At 44.9% G+C, this 14,529-nt stretch carries 15 protein-coding genes and 1 tRNA gene; 13 read left to right on the forward strand and 3 right to left on the reverse strand.

What is annotated here, in order from left to right; all coding sequences use genetic code 11:
• The first annotated feature begins 8 nt into the window (after positions 1–8).
• From tatA to AB2J24_RS03340, 7 genes are all read left to right on the forward strand, one after another.
• Positions 9–209 (forward strand): twin-arginine translocase TatA/TatE family subunit, encoded by a 201-nt coding sequence (gene tatA / locus AB2J24_RS03310; RefSeq protein ID WP_162652338.1) that lies wholly within the window; start codon positions 9–11, stop codon positions 207–209.
• Between the two features lie 45 nt (positions 210–254).
• A complete protein-coding gene (tatB, locus tag AB2J24_RS03315) occupies positions 255–875 on the forward strand; it encodes a Sec-independent protein translocase protein TatB (RefSeq protein WP_367384417.1) in 621 nt (206 codons plus the stop codon).
• The gene (gene tatC / locus AB2J24_RS03320; RefSeq protein ID WP_367384418.1) at positions 872–1,702 is read left to right on the forward strand and encodes a twin-arginine translocase subunit TatC; all 831 of its coding nucleotides are present in this window, start codon (positions 872–874) and stop codon (positions 1,700–1,702) included. The genes tatB and tatC overlap by 4 nt, the downstream gene beginning before the upstream one ends.
• Positions 1,703–1,754: 52 nt before the next feature.
• Positions 1,755–3,035: a serine--tRNA ligase gene (gene serS, locus AB2J24_RS03325; RefSeq protein WP_367384419.1), complete on the forward strand. Its 1,281-nt coding sequence runs from the start codon at positions 1,755–1,757 to the stop codon at positions 3,033–3,035.
• A 30-nt stretch (positions 3,036–3,065) separates the two neighbouring features.
• Entirely contained in the window at positions 3,066–3,821 is a 756-nt protein-coding gene (gene surE, locus AB2J24_RS03330; protein WP_162652334.1) for a 5'/3'-nucleotidase SurE, read from the forward strand.
• Positions 3,822–3,823: 2 nt separating this feature from the next.
• Complete coding sequence (locus AB2J24_RS03335; protein WP_367384420.1) at positions 3,824–4,477, forward strand: protein-L-isoaspartate(D-aspartate) O-methyltransferase; 654 nt, start codon at positions 3,824–3,826, stop codon at positions 4,475–4,477.
• 107 nt (positions 4,478–4,584) lie between these two features.
• Positions 4,585–6,306 carry a peptidoglycan DD-metalloendopeptidase family protein gene (locus AB2J24_RS03340; RefSeq protein WP_367384421.1) on the forward strand — a complete coding sequence of 574 codons (1,722 nt, stop codon included), beginning with the start codon at positions 4,585–4,587 and terminating at the stop codon, positions 6,304–6,306.
• 64 nt (positions 6,307–6,370) lie between these two features.
• On the opposite strand, the gene AB2J24_RS03345 is transcribed toward AB2J24_RS03340, so the two are convergent.
• On the reverse strand, positions 6,371–7,237 hold the full coding sequence (locus tag AB2J24_RS03345) for an ATP-binding protein (RefSeq protein WP_367384422.1): 867 nt from the start codon (positions 7,235–7,237) through the stop codon (positions 6,371–6,373).
• A gap of 191 nt (positions 7,238–7,428) precedes the next feature.
• On the opposite strand from AB2J24_RS03345, the gene yajC reads away from it, so the two are divergent.
• From yajC to AB2J24_RS03370, 5 genes are all read left to right on the forward strand, one after another.
• The gene (yajC, locus tag AB2J24_RS03350) at positions 7,429–7,755 is read left to right on the forward strand and encodes a preprotein translocase subunit YajC (protein ID WP_162652330.1); all 327 of its coding nucleotides are present in this window, start codon (positions 7,429–7,431) and stop codon (positions 7,753–7,755) included.
• A 61-nt stretch (positions 7,756–7,816) separates the two neighbouring features.
• The gene (gene secDF / locus AB2J24_RS03355; RefSeq protein WP_162652329.1) at positions 7,817–10,393 is read left to right on the forward strand and encodes a protein translocase subunit SecDF; all 2,577 of its coding nucleotides are present in this window, start codon (positions 7,817–7,819) and stop codon (positions 10,391–10,393) included.
• 41 nt (positions 10,394–10,434) lie between these two features.
• Positions 10,435–10,803, forward strand: a complete 369-nt coding sequence (locus AB2J24_RS03360) for an Mth938-like domain-containing protein (RefSeq protein WP_367384518.1) — start codon at positions 10,435–10,437, stop codon at positions 10,801–10,803.
• Between the two features lie 6 nt (positions 10,804–10,809).
• Complete coding sequence (locus tag AB2J24_RS03365) at positions 10,810–11,664, forward strand: phytoene/squalene synthase family protein (RefSeq protein ID WP_367384423.1); 855 nt, start codon at positions 10,810–10,812, stop codon at positions 11,662–11,664.
• Between the two features lie 30 nt (positions 11,665–11,694).
• Complete coding sequence (locus AB2J24_RS03370) at positions 11,695–12,138, forward strand: hypothetical protein (protein WP_162652328.1); 444 nt, start codon at positions 11,695–11,697, stop codon at positions 12,136–12,138.
• Positions 12,139–12,147: 9 nt separating this feature from the next.
• On the opposite strand, the gene trmFO is transcribed toward AB2J24_RS03370, so the two are convergent.
• Together trmFO and AB2J24_RS03380 are read right to left on the reverse strand one after the other, a co-directional pair.
• Positions 12,148–13,560 carry a methylenetetrahydrofolate--tRNA-(uracil(54)-C(5))-methyltransferase (FADH(2)-oxidizing) TrmFO gene (gene trmFO, locus AB2J24_RS03375; protein WP_367384424.1) on the reverse strand — a complete coding sequence of 471 codons (1,413 nt, stop codon included), beginning with the start codon at positions 13,558–13,560 and terminating at the stop codon, positions 12,148–12,150.
• A 328-nt stretch (positions 13,561–13,888) separates the two neighbouring features.
• On the reverse strand, positions 13,889–14,032 hold the full coding sequence (locus tag AB2J24_RS03380; protein ID WP_367384425.1) for a DUF1127 domain-containing protein: 144 nt from the start codon (positions 14,030–14,032) through the stop codon (positions 13,889–13,891).
• Positions 14,033–14,404: 372 nt separating this feature from the next.
• Between AB2J24_RS03380 and AB2J24_RS03385 the strand changes: the two genes are divergently transcribed.
• A tRNA-Leu gene (locus AB2J24_RS03385) sits at positions 14,405–14,489 on the forward strand.
• Positions 14,490–14,529: the final 40 nt, after the last annotated feature.

The following is a 14,529-nucleotide window of genomic DNA, read 5'->3' on the forward strand; positions in this document are numbered from 1 at the left end:
AGTAAATTATGGGAAATATTGGTCCCCTGCAGATTGTCATCATTTTGCTAGTTGTATTGGTCTTCTTTGGCCGCGGTAAAATTCCACAATTGATGGGCGATGTCGCTAAAGGTATTAAAAGCTTTAAAAGCGGTATGAAAGAGGAAGTCGATACGGCTGAATCAAAAACAGTTGAAGTTGAAAAACAAGCCGAAAAAGATAAAGTTTAATAGCTTTTCATTTCGTTAGATTGATACTGTTGAAAGTTATCTAGTATGTTCGATATTGGCTGGCCTGAGCTGCTTATGGTTGCTGTGGTTTTGATTTTGGTGGTTGGTCCGAAGGATTTGCCGCCCATGCTTCGTGCGTTTGGGCGCACGGTTAAAAAATATCGTGGCATGGCAAATGATTTCAAACGGCAGTTTGACGATGCACTGGAAGAATCTGAATTAGATGAGTTGAGGCAAACAGTTGCCGAGGCTAAAAGCTACAATCCGCTTAATCAGGTAAAAGACGCAGTCAATGACGTTGGTGCGGAAATTAGTGACGCGGTAGAAGATGCTAAGCCTGTAAAGCCATGGGTGCCGAAGCCGGAAGAAATTTCTGATGCAGCTCGTTCAGTGGGCGAGAAAGAGGCGAAGGCTGCTGCTGCAAAGGCACCAGTGCGTAAAACAACAGCACGTAAAGCTGCCGGGCAGAAGACAGCCGCAAAGAAAGCTGCTGCACCGAAAAAAACGACCGCACCGGTTCGTAAATCAACCGGTCGTAAACCTGCCGCAAAAACGTCGACAAATAAGTCGCCAGTTGCACCAAAAACAAATGTGCGTAAACCACGTACAACAACAGCAAAAACAAAAGGCGCAAGCGTCGATACAGGAAAGGCCAAGGTCAAATGAACGATTCCGTGAGTAATGAAGCGGAGATCGATGACCAACCGCAGCCACTTGTTGAGCATTTAGTTGAATTGCGCCGCCGTATGATATGGGCGGTTGCTGGTTTTATCATTGCATTTGCTTTTTGTTTTGCATTGGGCAGCCAGATTTATAATTTGCTCATTTTGCCGTACTCATGGGCTGTTGAATGGTCAGGTATTCAAGATCAGGAAATAAAATTTATTTTCACGGCACCTCAAGAGTTCTTCTTCACACAAGTTAAAATTGGCTTCTTTGGTGGTATGTTGCTGTCATTTCCTGTGATCGCGACACAGATTTATAAGTTTGTTGCACCAGGTCTTTATAAAAATGAGCGTTCAGCATTTTTGCCATTCCTAATTGCTTCGCCGATTTTGTTTATCATCGGTGGTGCAATTGTTTATTTCGTTCTTATTCCTGTGGCGATGTTGTTTTTCTTAGGTACACAACAGCTAGGGGGATCTGGCGTTGCGTCAATCACATTACTTCCGAAGACGTCTGAATATTTAAGTCTTATTATGACGCTTATCTTTGCGTTTGGTCTTGTCTTTCAGTTGCCTGTGGTAACAACACTGATGGCGCGTGCTGGATTGCTGACTGCGGAGACACTTTCCACGAAGCGGAAATATGCCATCGTACTTGCCTTTATTATGGCTGCGGTGCTAACGCCGCCTGATCCTGCTTCTCAGATAGGCCTTGCATTGCCTACAATCCTTCTTTACGAGGTCGCTATCTATTGCGCTCGTATAGTTGATCGACGTAGAAAAGAAGAGCTGAAGAAGTCGGGATATTCTGACGAAGACGAAGAGTAAGTCGCACCTTTTGGACGTACTTCAACCCCCTCAATAAGACTGTTGGACCATCATGCTTGATATTAAATGGATACGTGAAAACCCCGAACTATTAGATGCTGCACTTCTAGTGCGTGGAGCGGAAAAGCAAGCGGACTTAGTTCTTAAGGCCGATGAAGCGCGTCGCTCGATCGTTCAGAAACTTCAAGACATGCAATCTCGTCGCAATAGTGCGTCAAAAGAAATCGGCGCTGCTATGGGCCAGAAGGACTTTGACAAAGCCGAAGCGTTGAAGGCCGAAGTATCCAAGTTAAAAGACGAGATGCAGTCAGTTGAGGAAGAAGCTCGAACAGCTGATGCTGCTCTGTCTGATTTATTGGCTACACTTCCGAATATTCCATATTCAGATATTCCCGAAGGTCTTACCGAAGATGACAATCGCGAAGAGAGAAAAGTTGGCCAAAAACCCGGTTGGAATCACCCAGCAAAAGAACATTTTGAAATTGGTGAAGAATTAGGGCTCATGGATTTTGAGGCTGCGGCCGCAATGTCCGGGTCTAGATTTACTGTGTTAAAAGGTGGTCTAGCTCGCTTGGAGCGTGCCTTGGGTCAGTTTATGCTTGATGTTCATACGGTCGAGCATGGAATAGAGGAAGTTAATCCACCACTATTGGTGCGTGATGAAGCCTTATTTGGTACCGGTCAACTACCTAAATTTTCCGAGGATCTATTTCACACCACAGAGGGTAGGTGGCTTATTCCTACTGCGGAGGTGTCTCTAACCAACCTTGTACGCGAACAGATTCTTGATCAGAAGCAGTTGCCGCTGCGATATACTGCGCTGACGCCTTGTTTTCGATCTGAGGCTGGTTCTGCAGGTCGAGATACACGTGGCATGTTAAGGCAGCACCAATTTATGAAGTGCGAAATGGTTTCAATTACGGACGCTGATAGTTCTTTAGATGAGCTGGAGCGCATGGTGGGGTGTGCAGAAGCTGTTTTGCAAAAGCTCGGGCTCCATTATCGTGTTGTTACGCTTTGTGGTGGTGACATGGGCTTTGGTGCGCGTAAAACCTATGATATCGAAGTTTGGTTGCCCGGGCAGGATGCTTATCGTGAGATTTCTTCTTGCTCAGTCTGTGGCGATTTTCAAGGTAGACGCATGAATGCGCGTTATCGTTTGGAAGATGGTAAAACCACGCAATTTGTGCATACACTCAATGGATCGGGTGTTGCCGTTGGTCGTTGTCTTATTGCTGTCATGGAAAATTATCTCAATGAGGATGGTTCCATTTCAGTGCCAGATGTACTCTTGCCATATATGGGTGGCGTCACCAAAATAGAAAAACGGTAAGATCGTCTTTCATTCATAGGACTTTGCACAATGCGTATATTGGTTACAAATGATGACGGGATTGATGCAGAGGGTCTTGTGGTTCTTTGTAAAGCTGCCACGGAGCTTTCAGATGATATTTGGGTTGTGGCACCGGAGACCAATCAAAGTGGTGTTTCGCATGCTCTTACATTGGCTCAACCACTTCGGGTTCGTGAAATAGAAAGACATGTCTTTGCAGTAAACGGCACACCAACGGACTGCGTCATTGTAGCTGTTCGTCAATTGATGGATAATCCGCCTGATCTAATTCTTTCTGGTGTAAATGCAGGGCAAAATGCAGCAGACCACATAACATATTCAGGCACAGTTGCTGGGGCTATGGAAGGTGCTATTTTGGGAATCAAATCCATTGCTCTTAGTCAAGCTCATGATTGGAGCTTGGGAATTGGTCCGGTAAAGTGGGATGTTTCGCAAAAGATGGCAGCATCTATTTTAAAGAAACTAATAGATATTGATTTGCCGACAAATTCATTCTTGAATGTAAACTTTCCAATTGAACTTAGTGATGACGATCAGCATGTTATGATATCGCGACAAGCAAGACGCATGCATGGTTTAACAATTGAAGAGCGAATTGACGGTGTTGGAAGGCCTTATTACTGGCTTAAGTTTAAAGAAGGTGAACATGAAGAATGTGGAAGTACTGATTTGGCCGCGCTTTCTCATGGTAAGATATCCATAACACCAGTTAGAGTAGACATGACCGATCATGAATTGAGGAAGGCACTAGAACAGGCATTTTAAACATGAGCAATCAGGCGCTTGAAAGAGAACAACTTGCTGCGATGTTACTCAGGCTTCGAGGCCTTGATGTAACAGGTAATGCACTGTTGACCGCAATCGAAAGCATTCCGCGCCGTGTATTTCTTTCTCCGGAATTTAAAAATACTGTCTATAGTTCTCAGATGTTTCCTATTGCCTGCGGTGGGTTTTGTGAAAGCGTAGATACGCTAGCCAGATTACTTCAGCAATTAGATGTCCAATCACATCATAAAATTTTGGAAGTTGGATGCGGAAGTGGCTATTCCGGTGCTGTGTTGTCGAGATTAGGCGAAAAAGTTTTGACTGTGGATCGTTACAAAAATCATGTGACTTTAGCCAATGAGAAGTATGAGCAAATCGGTGCAACAAATGTAATTGCAAAACATGCAGATGGTCTGCAAGGTGTGGAAGGCGAGGGTACATTTGACCGGATCTTCGTCTCGGCAAGTTTTAAAGATATGCCGCGTCATTTCGTTGAATTTCTAACGTCAAGCGGCGTAATGATTGCCCCATTATCCCTCGGTAATGGTACAGCAAAAATGGTTCGTCTTACAAAAATTGGAAGCCGTTTTGAGCGAGAAGACCTGTTCGAGGTTTATGATAGCCCATTGCTTGAGGGACTTGCCGCCGCGCTTTAATTTTGACTCAAATGGCGCATTATAGTTTTTTTTTGGTAAATTTAACTGCTCGGTAACATTAACGCGCTTTAATACGCACATATTGTTTTGCGTAATTGGTGTTGATTATGAGTAAATATGAGTTATCTCGTCCTTATCGGACAACGTTAAAGACCCTCTCGATGGTTTTGATGGCTGGCACTATCGCTGGTTGCAGTTCGGACATGAGTCGATTTTCGTATCATAATGCCCTAAATGATGGTCAGCTGACAACAGCTTCGGTAAAACAGCCACTTGCAGATGGGTTGGCGCCCGTTGGCAATGGTACTCAGACACAAAGTTATCCTGGCGATTATCGTGCTCCGTCCACTTATCAGCGGCAAGCAATCGTTCAGCAATATCCGGATGCCACAAGATCTCCGTCACCTATTCATACTGCTTCGATATCAAACAATCCCGCAAATGCGCCACGAGATTTGTATCAAGCAGCAGCTACTCCTGCTAAACAAACAAGCGTAGTTCGTGAAACATTACCAGCATCAACAAAACCATCATTCGCAGATAAAGTTCGCAAGGCTCTTTCACGTAAGGAGAAAAAGTCTCTCAACAACGTTGTTGAAGCCCCGATAGTTGCTAAGGCGCCTGTAAGAATGATAGCGCCAAGTACTCAGGATTCTATTGTAACAGGATCTATTAAGCCTGTATCCCAACCGAAATCACTCGTTCCGATGACACCAGATCCTATTGTGACTGGTTCGATCCCACCAAAAACCCAAGCACGTAAAGGTGGTTGGTCGACAATCGGTGGAACAAAAGTTTCACTATCAGAGGGCGAAACTGTATATAATCTATCTCGGCGCTATGGTGTTCCGGCAGCTGAAATCCTGCGAGCTAATAATATTGTAGATTCTCGTACAATTAAATCAGGACAGATACTCACGATACCGGTTTATGCTTATTCATCAGCAGCTCCAGTTTCGGCGCCTGATAATGACGTATTGACGAAGTCTGCAAATTCTCACCGTGGAAGCAAAACGATGTTCCCACGTGGTTCTAGCGCTCCTGTTCCAAATGTGCGGGACGGAATGTTGAAGGTTGTGAGTAAAAAGCCATTCGCAACGCCGACTAAAAAAGTTGTAAGTAATACAGGTGCCTACACAGTTTCTTCAGGTGATACGCTAAACCGCGTAGCGTATAAGCATGGAGTTAGTGTATCGGCACTTAAAGCTGCAAATGGCTTGTCGTCTTCAAATATTCGGATAGGTCAACGTCTGACTATTCCGAACAAGTCGTTTAAAGCGATGGCACCTGATAATACAATGACGGCGTCCGTTTCAGCAAAGGTGCCTGTAGTTGATCGGACTGGTCGCGAAAAAATAGCAGCAACGAAGAAGTCGATCTCCGAGAAAAACGATGCGCTTACGCGGACTGCTAAAATAGAAACAGATGTTGTTGCACCAAAGAAAACAGGCATTGACAAGCTTCGCTGGCCTGCCAAAGGGCAAATTGTGACAAGTTTTGGCGGTAAAACGGAAGCAGGAAAGCGAAATGATGGCATTGATATCTTAATGCCAGAGGGATCTCCTATTAAAGCTGCGGAAAATGGCGTGGTTATATACGCCGATAGCGGTTTAAAAGGATTTGGAAACACTGTTCTGGTTCGTCATGATGATAATCTTGTGACTGTTTATGCCCATGCACGAAGCTTGAATGTGAGTCGAGGGGATAAAGTTACACGTGGTCAGGTGGTTGCTCACAGTGGTATGTCCGGATCGGCAAAACGCCCAAAACTTCATTTTGAAGTACGGGATAAAGCTGTTCCCAAAAACCCGATATCATATCTTGAATAAAAGACGCCCTCCAGGCGAAAATAAGATGAAAAGGCTCGTTCAAGTAGACGGGCCTTTTCATTATTTATGAGAGTTTTTTACCAAGGCGCCCCGCCAAGTCCTGCGTGAATTGCCATGCGACACGTCCAGAGCGAGATCCTCGGGTGGTTGCCCATTCCAATGATTGAGCTTTTAAACTATCTTTATCGATCTCAAGATCAAAATGCTCTGCATAACCGTAAACCATTGATAAATAGTCATCTTGATTGCATTTATGAAAACCCAACCATAGTCCGAAGCGGTCAGAGAGCGATACTTTTTCCTCGACAGATTCGTGCGGGTTAATTGCGGTAGAGCTCTCGTTTTCCATCATGTTGCGGGGGAGTAGATGGCGGCGGTTGGATGTTGCGTAAAAAATCACATTATCCGGCCTGCCTTCAATTCCTCCATCTAGTGCTGCTTTTAGAGACTTATAGGATGTATCATCATGATCAAATGACAGGTCATCGCAAAACAATATGAACCGTGTATCTTGAGCACGTAGAATGTTTAATAGCTCAGGAAGTGTATCAATATCTTCACGATGAATCTCAATAAGCTTAATTTCTGCATTTCTGTTTGCGGCTGTGTGCGCATGCACTGATTTTACCAATGATGATTTGCCCATGCCGCGAGCACCCCAAAGCAGTGTATTGTTTGCTGGAAGCCCATCTGCAAAACGTTCAGTATTATCGATAAGGATATCACGGACGTGATCAACACCCTTGATAAGGCCTATATTGATCCGATTTGGATCGGCTACGGGTTGTAAAAACGAACTTGTGGGTGACCAGACAAAACAGTCAGCTGATTGGAAATTGATTTCTTTTTTCGCCTTAGGAGCGATGGATTGAACTGCTTTGCGCAGAAGTTCTAGTTCTGACATGATTTTATTTAGTGTTGTTTCGTTCATTTTTAACGCCTCGAATTTCCTTGAAGACGTTGATTATCAAATAAACTTGCGTTAGCACAGGCTTCATATTGCTTAGAGTTTGATATTTGATACGCAAAAGCAGTGGTTTGTCGTTGCATTCCCGTTTTTGAACACTATATTCCGCTCAACTAATTCTAATTTTAAAATGGTCATCCATTAGGGAGTTTTTTATGTTTGTAACCCCAGCTTATGCTCAGTCAGCCACAGGTGGTGGTGGTGATATCGTTGCTACGATTATTCCATTCGTTCTCATTTTTGTTGTAATGTATTTTTTGATCATTCGTCCACAGCGCAATCAGCAAAAGAAACGTGCTGAAATGTTGAGCGCTGTTCGTCGTGGCGATCAGGTTGTTACAGGCGGTGGAATTATCGGCAAAGTATCTAAAGTTGTCGATGATGCCGAGCTTGAAATCGAAGTTGCTGATGGTACGAAAATGCGTGTTATGCGTTCGCTACTAGCAGATGTTCGCGCCAAATCCGAGCCTGTAAAAGAATAGGCCTTAAATTGATCATAGTTTCTTCGGAAGCTATGATCATACATATCTTATCGAGACATATATGCTTTACTTTGCCCGTTGGAAAACAACCCTTATTTGGTTAGCCGTTTTCATGAGCGCTGTTGTTGCTCTGCCAAACTTACTTTCTGAGAATACGTTAAAAAATTTTCCAGACTTTATGCCGAAAGGGCAGGTAACGCTTGGCCTTGATCTTCAAGGCGGCTCGCACATGTTATTGCGCCTTGAGCGCAACGAAATCATTGAAGAGCGTATACAGACGACACGAGATGATGTGAGACGGCTTCTAAGGGCCGAGGGCATCGGTTACACGGGGCTTTCTGCTGCTGGACAAGCTGTACAGGTTCGCATTCGCAATAATGATGAAATCGAGCAGGCTAAGGATATTTTAGACGAACTTCTGGTACCGGTTGATGGTGGATTGCTCGGTGGCGGTACTATTGTAGAGATTACGCGTGAGGAACCTCAAGAAGGGTTACTGCGGTTCTCTTTATCAGAAGCTGGTATTGATTATCGTGTTTCAGCTGCTGTTGCGCAATCAATTGAGGTTGTCAGACGTCGTGTTGATGAGTTGGGAACAACAGAACCAACAATTCAGCGCCAAGGCAGCGATCGCTTGCTGGTTCAAGTCCCTGGGCTTGAGGACCCTCAACAGCTAAAGGAAATACTTAAAACAACAGCGAAACTCACATTTCGCATGGTTGATACGTCAATGCCCGTTCAAGAGGCTATAAACGGTCGACCACCTGCTACATCTGAAATCTTGCCTGCATCAAACGAAGCAGAAGGTTCTTACCTTATTCAAAGAAGCGTTTTGGTTGCTGGCGAAAATCTGGTCGATGCGCAAGCTGGTTTTGATCAACAAACCAATGAACCCATTGTTACATTCCGTTTTGACACCAAGGGTGCTCAGCGTTTTGGGCAGGCAACACAACAAAATGTTGGCCTTCCATTTGCAATTGTACTTGATGATCAGGTTATTTCCGCACCACGTATTAATGAACCAATTTTGGGTGGCTCAGGACAGATCTCTGGTAACTTTACTGTTGAAGAAGCCAATAATCTTGCGATTCTGTTGCGTGCGGGTGCATTGCCTGCGACGCTCACAATCATTGAAGAGCGAACAGTTGGTCCAAGCCTTGGAGCAGATTCTATTGCAGCAGGTAAAGTTGCTGGCATAATCGGCGCTGTTTTGGTTGTCGTATTTATGATTCTTGCCTATGGCGTGCTCGGAATTGTTGCCAATATAGCTTTGATTGCGAATATTGTGATGATTATGGCGATTTTGACGCTGTTTGGCGCGACGCTTACGCTGCCAGGTATTGCGGGTATCGTTCTAACCGTTGGTATGGCGGTTGACTCCAATGTTCTGATTTATGAACGTATTCGGGAAGAAGCTCGGGCAGGGCGAAACCTAGTTCAGGCAATTGAAGCTGGTTTTGCGCGCGCGCTAACGACAATTTTAGATGCCAATATTACAACCCTGATCGCAGCTGCAATTCTGTTCTTCGTCGGCACTGGCCCTGTTAAGGGCTTTGCGGTTACTTTAACAATTGGTATTATAACAACTGTCTTCTCGGCATTTACCCTAACACGTTGGATGATGGCGTTCTGGTTTAAGCGTCGCCGTCCCAAAGCTCTGCCTGATGGCTTAATGGGTATGTTACCGAGCGAATTTAATTTTAAATTTATGAAGCTTCGGAATGCCGCGTTTATTGCGTCTGTCTTTGCGGCGGTTGCCTCTGTTGCATTGTTCTTCACTATTGATATGAACTACGGCATTGATTTTAAAGGTGGCTCCATAATTGAGGTTCGTTCACAAGATGGGCCCGCGGACTTGGGTGATCTTCGTACACGTATGTCGGAATTGAATTTAGGCGATGTTCAAGTTCAAGAATTTGGCTCGCCCGAAGAAGTTCTTATTCGGGTTCAAGCCCAAGATGGTAGTGAGAGTTCAGAGCAAAATGTTGTAACACTCGTTCGCGCAGAACTTGACAGTGAATATGAATTTAGACGTGTCGAGGTTGTGGGTCCAACTGTATCATCAGAACTTGCAACAGCAGGTGCGCTAGCGGTTGGTGGCGCTTTGTTTGCGATCCTGATCTATATTTGGCTTCGTTTTGAATGGCAGTTTGCAATTGGTGCTGTCGTCGCGACTTTCCATGATGTTTTGCTTACGATAGGCATATTTGTATTGTCGGGTGTTGAGTTCAACCTTTCAAGTGTCGCGGCGGTACTGACCATTGTTGGTTATTCGCTTAACGATACCGTGGTGGTTTATGATCGTGTTCGAGAAAATCTAAGGCGATACAAAAAGAAGCCGCTTGATGCGTTGCTTGATCTTTCAGTTAATCAAATGCTCTCGCGTACAATGCTTACGTCTGTAACGACATTGCTTGCTCTTCTTGCATTGTTCCTGTTTGGTGGTGAGGTGATCCAATCATTCACATTCGCCATGATCTTTGGTGTTATTGTCGGCACATACTCATCAACCTTTATCGCAGCGCCGATTCTGATCTTGTTTAAATTGCGCCCAGAAGATTTCCGTAAAGGATTGGATGACAAAGTAAAGAAGAAGGATGAGACAGAGGGCACACTTCCTGTGCAATTTGATACGTGAGTGAAGCTGGCGATCAGCAAATACCCGATGTGAGCCTTAAAATGAATGAGGCTCATTTTCCAGGGCGGGCGCCAATTGATGCCTACGGTAATGGTGGGTTTCGTTTTGCCGATATGTCTCATCGTGGTTCGTTGTTATGCTTACCATCTGGAATTTATGGCTGGAATGTTGAGCAAGGTACTGAATTAACCGCTAACTTGTTTTCCAAAGTCTGGGGAGAAGCCTCTGATCTTGAGGTTTTTCTCGTAGGTACGGGGCTAGATATCAAAATGTTATCTTTGGAGCTGAAAGAAGCGTTTAAATCTCGCGCAATTTCGAGTGATCCAATGAGCACTGGAGCTGCGGTTCGAACATATAATGTACTGCTCGCGGAGCAGCGAGCCGTAGGCGCAGCATTTATAGTGGTTTAGGTCATCATGCATATGGATATTGATGATCAACTTATCTCAGAAAACTTAAAGAACTTCGACAGGTCAAGCTACCTTGCATGCTTGTTGATGGGGGACCCGCATCGACTGCCGATTGCTGTTTTGTATGCATTTCATGCAGAAGTTTCTCGTATTCGCGATATGATTCGCGAGCCATTACCCGGCGAAATCCGATTACAATGGTGGCGTGAAGTGACAGCTGAAAATGCGCGAAAAGACGAAGCTTCAGCCAACCCGTTTTCTAATGCGCTAAATCAGGTTATAGAGCGGTACGATCTAAACCGCGTCAGTTTTGATGGATATTGCCGAGCAAGAATATTTGATCTTTATGATGATCCGATGCCGGACTTTGCTACATATGAAGGTTATTGTGGTGAGACTGCATCCATTTTGATGCAGCTATCCTGCCAAATCATATCGTCTGAACATGCTAAATTTGCGGCGAGCACCTCCGGTCATGCTGGTGTTGCGTATTCTGTCGCTACTCATTTGTTACGACTAGCAGATCACCGCGCGCGCGGGCAACTTTACATTCCCTTGGAATTACTGAATGAAACCGGCCTTGATCGTGAGAGCTTTCTTAAAGGGGTAGATGAAGCTAGGAATGCAGAAGTGATTCGCGAGTTTGCATCTTATGGAGAGAATCACTTACGCAAAGCAAGAGAATATGCACGAGATATCTCTCCTGTACTGAGCGATGCGTTTTTGCGGATGGCAAATTGTGATAGTATTTTCAAACGCGCTTCTAAGTTCGGCGCCCGATGTCTCGTTGAAAGTTGCGCGCCGTCTGGTTTGAAGAATCAATGGGACTTGTGGCGCACCTCACGACGAGGCATCTTCTAAGTGAAGTAAATTGAATTTTGGAATATACTTTTGGAAAATACAGCTAACTATATTTTCTTAGCAACAATCATAGCAATATGTTTATTGACGCTGCGCATTATGCGTCACCCTAAGGCTGTAAGCGTGCGAGACCCGGGCGAAGCTATTGTGGAATTTGGGAATGTTTTCCCTGATGAGGCTGTGCGCTCTGTGCTGATGGATAAGGAAGGTCGCACCACATTCATGCGGTTGGCTGATGGTAAAACTGGCCTGACACAAGTTGTCGGCAAAACTTACGTTGTTCGCCTTATCCAACCTGGCGAAATTGGAGTTAGTTTAACCGACGATGGGGCGGGACTTATTCTCAATTTTGAGGAAGGCAGTGCTATCGGCGGTGTTTACGAATTCTTGGAACCTCAAGATGCGGCAGAAGTATCGCTTTGGATCTGCGGCAGCTTTGGTCTCAAGATGGCCGAGACCAAAGATAATGTTTGATAATTGCGATTAGCAGCTGTTTTCTAACCAAGTTGCACAATCTTTTAACGCACGTGCGCAAAGCCCTTGCTTTTTTGCAGCCCGTTTTTCTTTTTTCTTCCAGCGTGCGCCTTCCGGTTTTGCGAGAATATCTTCTTCAGCTAGTGGCGGGAAAAGCCCGAGATTTACGTTCATAGGTTGGAAAGAGCGTTTGCCCTTTTCAGCATCTGAGCTTAGATGCCCACCTGTAATATGATTTAAGAGCGCTCCGAATGCTGATGTTGTTGGAGGTAGATCAGTTGGTTGTCCCAGTCGATCGGCAGAAGCAAAGCGGCCCGTAAGCAAACCAATTGCTGCACTTTCAACATAGCCTTCACATCCGGTGATTTGGCCCGCAAAACGTAATCCCTTTCGCGAGTGTAGCTGAAGTGTTGGGTCTAGCAGCTTCGGCGAATCAAGATATGTGTTTCGATGTAGACCGCCCAATCTTGCGAATTCGGCATTTTGGAGGCCTGGAATCATGCGAAAAATATCCGCTTGTGCGCCATATTTCAATTTAGTTTGAAAGCCGACCATATTATATAAGGTTCCAAGCGCATTATCTTGGCGAAGTTGCACAATTGCATATGGTTTGTGTTCAGGATCATGCGCGTTCGTCAGGCCTCTTGGTTTCATTGGACCATGGCGTAGGGTTTCGCGGCCGCGCTCGGCCATGACTTCAATTGGTAGGCATCCATCAAAATATGGCGTGCCTTCCCATTCCTTAAATTCAGTTGAATCACCTTCAATGAGGCCATCAATAAATGCGTTATACTGATCTTCATTCATTGGGCAGTTGATGTAATCTTTGCCTGTGCCGCCAGGTCCTATCTTATCATAGCGAGATTGGAACCAGCAGATATCCATATCGATGCTATCTGTGTGTATAATCGGTGCAATGGCATCAAAAAAGGCTAGAGCATCACTTTGAGTTTGCTCAATAATTGAATTTGCTAAATCAGGTGCTGTGAGAGGACCGGTTGCGACGATTGAAAGATCCCATTCTTGGGGTGGAAGGCCGGCCACTTCTTCGCGTTCAATAGTTATTAGCGGGTGTGCCTCCAATTCGGCGGTAACGGCTTGGGAAAATCCGTCACGATCAACTGCAAGTGCGCCACCTGCGGGAACTTGGTTTGCGTCAGCGCATTTCATAATAAGTGAGTTGGCCAAACGCATTTCTGCGTGAAGAACACCAACGGCATTATTTTCCGCGTCGTCAGACCTGAATGAGTTTGAACATACGAGTTCTGCCAAGCCTTCGGTCTTGTGTGCTTCTGTCGCGCGCTTTGGGCGCATTTCATGGAGAATAACAGGAATGTCGCGAGATGCGATCTGCCAAGCAGCTTCGCTGCCTGCAAGTCCGCCACCTATGATGTGAATAGGTTTATGAGATGATGATGTCATAATTGTTCTTTAAGCCAAGCTGATATGACTGTGAAGAGATAATTTGTGTCTGAAGAAAATGGCCCTCAAAAAGAATAACACTCGCTGCGGGAGGAGGTGCAGCGAGTGTTATCTATTTCGAACGGACAAACTGGGAGGAGGATGTTTGCCGATCTATTCAGCAGCACTGGGAGGAGGATGTGCTGCTTGAATTCTATGTTTTGATCAGCGCCCACCTTGGGAGGAGGATAGGTGGGCGCTTTATCAAATAGCTGACATGGGAGGAAGAAATATGTCAGCTAATTCGAACCGGCTCAATTGGGAGGAGAATACCGATCCGAAATTTTAATTACTTAACGACTGCGCGAGCAACTGTAGCGATTTCACTACGCTGTATGCCTAGATCATTTAGGTCACGAGATGACAGGGAATTTAATTCGTTCACTGTCCTGCGATAATCGCGCCAGTTCTTGTATGATTTACGAATGTTCATCTTTATATTCCTTCAATCTATTGAAGCGTTTCCGCTCCGTTGATGATTTGAATATAGTACACCTGTATCGATTTGTGCAGCGCAATATATGTATATGAGATATGCGCTGTGTGCATAGCTCGTCATATTTTTGTCATATTATGTGGCAGTTCTAGTTTGTACTGATCAAATAATAGCCAATATGTGTATATGAGGACAGTGATCATAAAGACTGACGGTTTTTGACAAAATGTCAGCAGAATTATGCTTCAATATTACTGCGTGCTTTGATTAAATCTTCAGCTTACGCTCGGTTGTTATGTAATTGGTGAAAAACAATCTCGTTATCGTGTTGACATAACCTGAAAGGGCGTCTATCAGGGCCTCTGGAATGCGGGTGTGGCGGAATTGGTAGACGCGCTGGATTTAGGTTCCAGTGCCGCAAGGCGTGGAAGTTCGAGTCTTCTCACCCGTACCATCTTTTCTCAAAGTGTGTTGTTTGCTTTCGCAGATAACGC

It is taken from the genome of Lentilitoribacter sp. EG35, from assembly GCF_040784015.1.
Taxonomy (GTDB): domain Bacteria; phylum Pseudomonadota; class Alphaproteobacteria; order Rhizobiales; family Rhizobiaceae; genus Lentilitoribacter.

Coding starts and splice junctions, on each gene's coding strand:
- tatA (WP_162652338.1), top strand. CDS start 9: ATGGGAAATATTGGTCCCCTGCAGATTGTCATCATTTTGCTAGTTGTA.
- tatB (WP_367384417.1), top strand. CDS start 255: ATGTTCGATATTGGCTGGCCTGAGCTGCTTATGGTTGCTGTGGTTTTG.
- tatC (WP_367384418.1), top strand. CDS start 872: ATGAACGATTCCGTGAGTAATGAAGCGGAGATCGATGACCAACCGCAG.
- serS (WP_367384419.1), top strand. CDS start 1,755: ATGCTTGATATTAAATGGATACGTGAAAACCCCGAACTATTAGATGCT.
- surE (WP_162652334.1), top strand. CDS start 3,066: ATGCGTATATTGGTTACAAATGATGACGGGATTGATGCAGAGGGTCTT.
- AB2J24_RS03335 (WP_367384420.1), top strand. CDS start 3,824: ATGAGCAATCAGGCGCTTGAAAGAGAACAACTTGCTGCGATGTTACTC.
- AB2J24_RS03340 (WP_367384421.1), top strand. CDS start 4,585: ATGAGTAAATATGAGTTATCTCGTCCTTATCGGACAACGTTAAAGACC.
- AB2J24_RS03345 (WP_367384422.1), bottom strand. CDS start 7,237: ATGAACGAAACAACACTAAATAAAATCATGTCAGAACTAGAACTTCTG.
- yajC (WP_162652330.1), top strand. CDS start 7,429: ATGTTTGTAACCCCAGCTTATGCTCAGTCAGCCACAGGTGGTGGTGGT.
- secDF (WP_162652329.1), top strand. CDS start 7,817: ATGCTTTACTTTGCCCGTTGGAAAACAACCCTTATTTGGTTAGCCGTT.
- AB2J24_RS03360 (WP_367384518.1), top strand. CDS start 10,435: ATGAATGAGGCTCATTTTCCAGGGCGGGCGCCAATTGATGCCTACGGT.
- AB2J24_RS03365 (WP_367384423.1), top strand. CDS start 10,810: ATGCATATGGATATTGATGATCAACTTATCTCAGAAAACTTAAAGAAC.
- trmFO (WP_367384424.1), bottom strand. CDS start 13,560: ATGACATCATCATCTCATAAACCTATTCACATCATAGGTGGCGGACTT.
- AB2J24_RS03380 (WP_367384425.1), bottom strand. CDS start 14,032: ATGAACATTCGTAAATCATACAAGAACTGGCGCGATTATCGCAGGACA.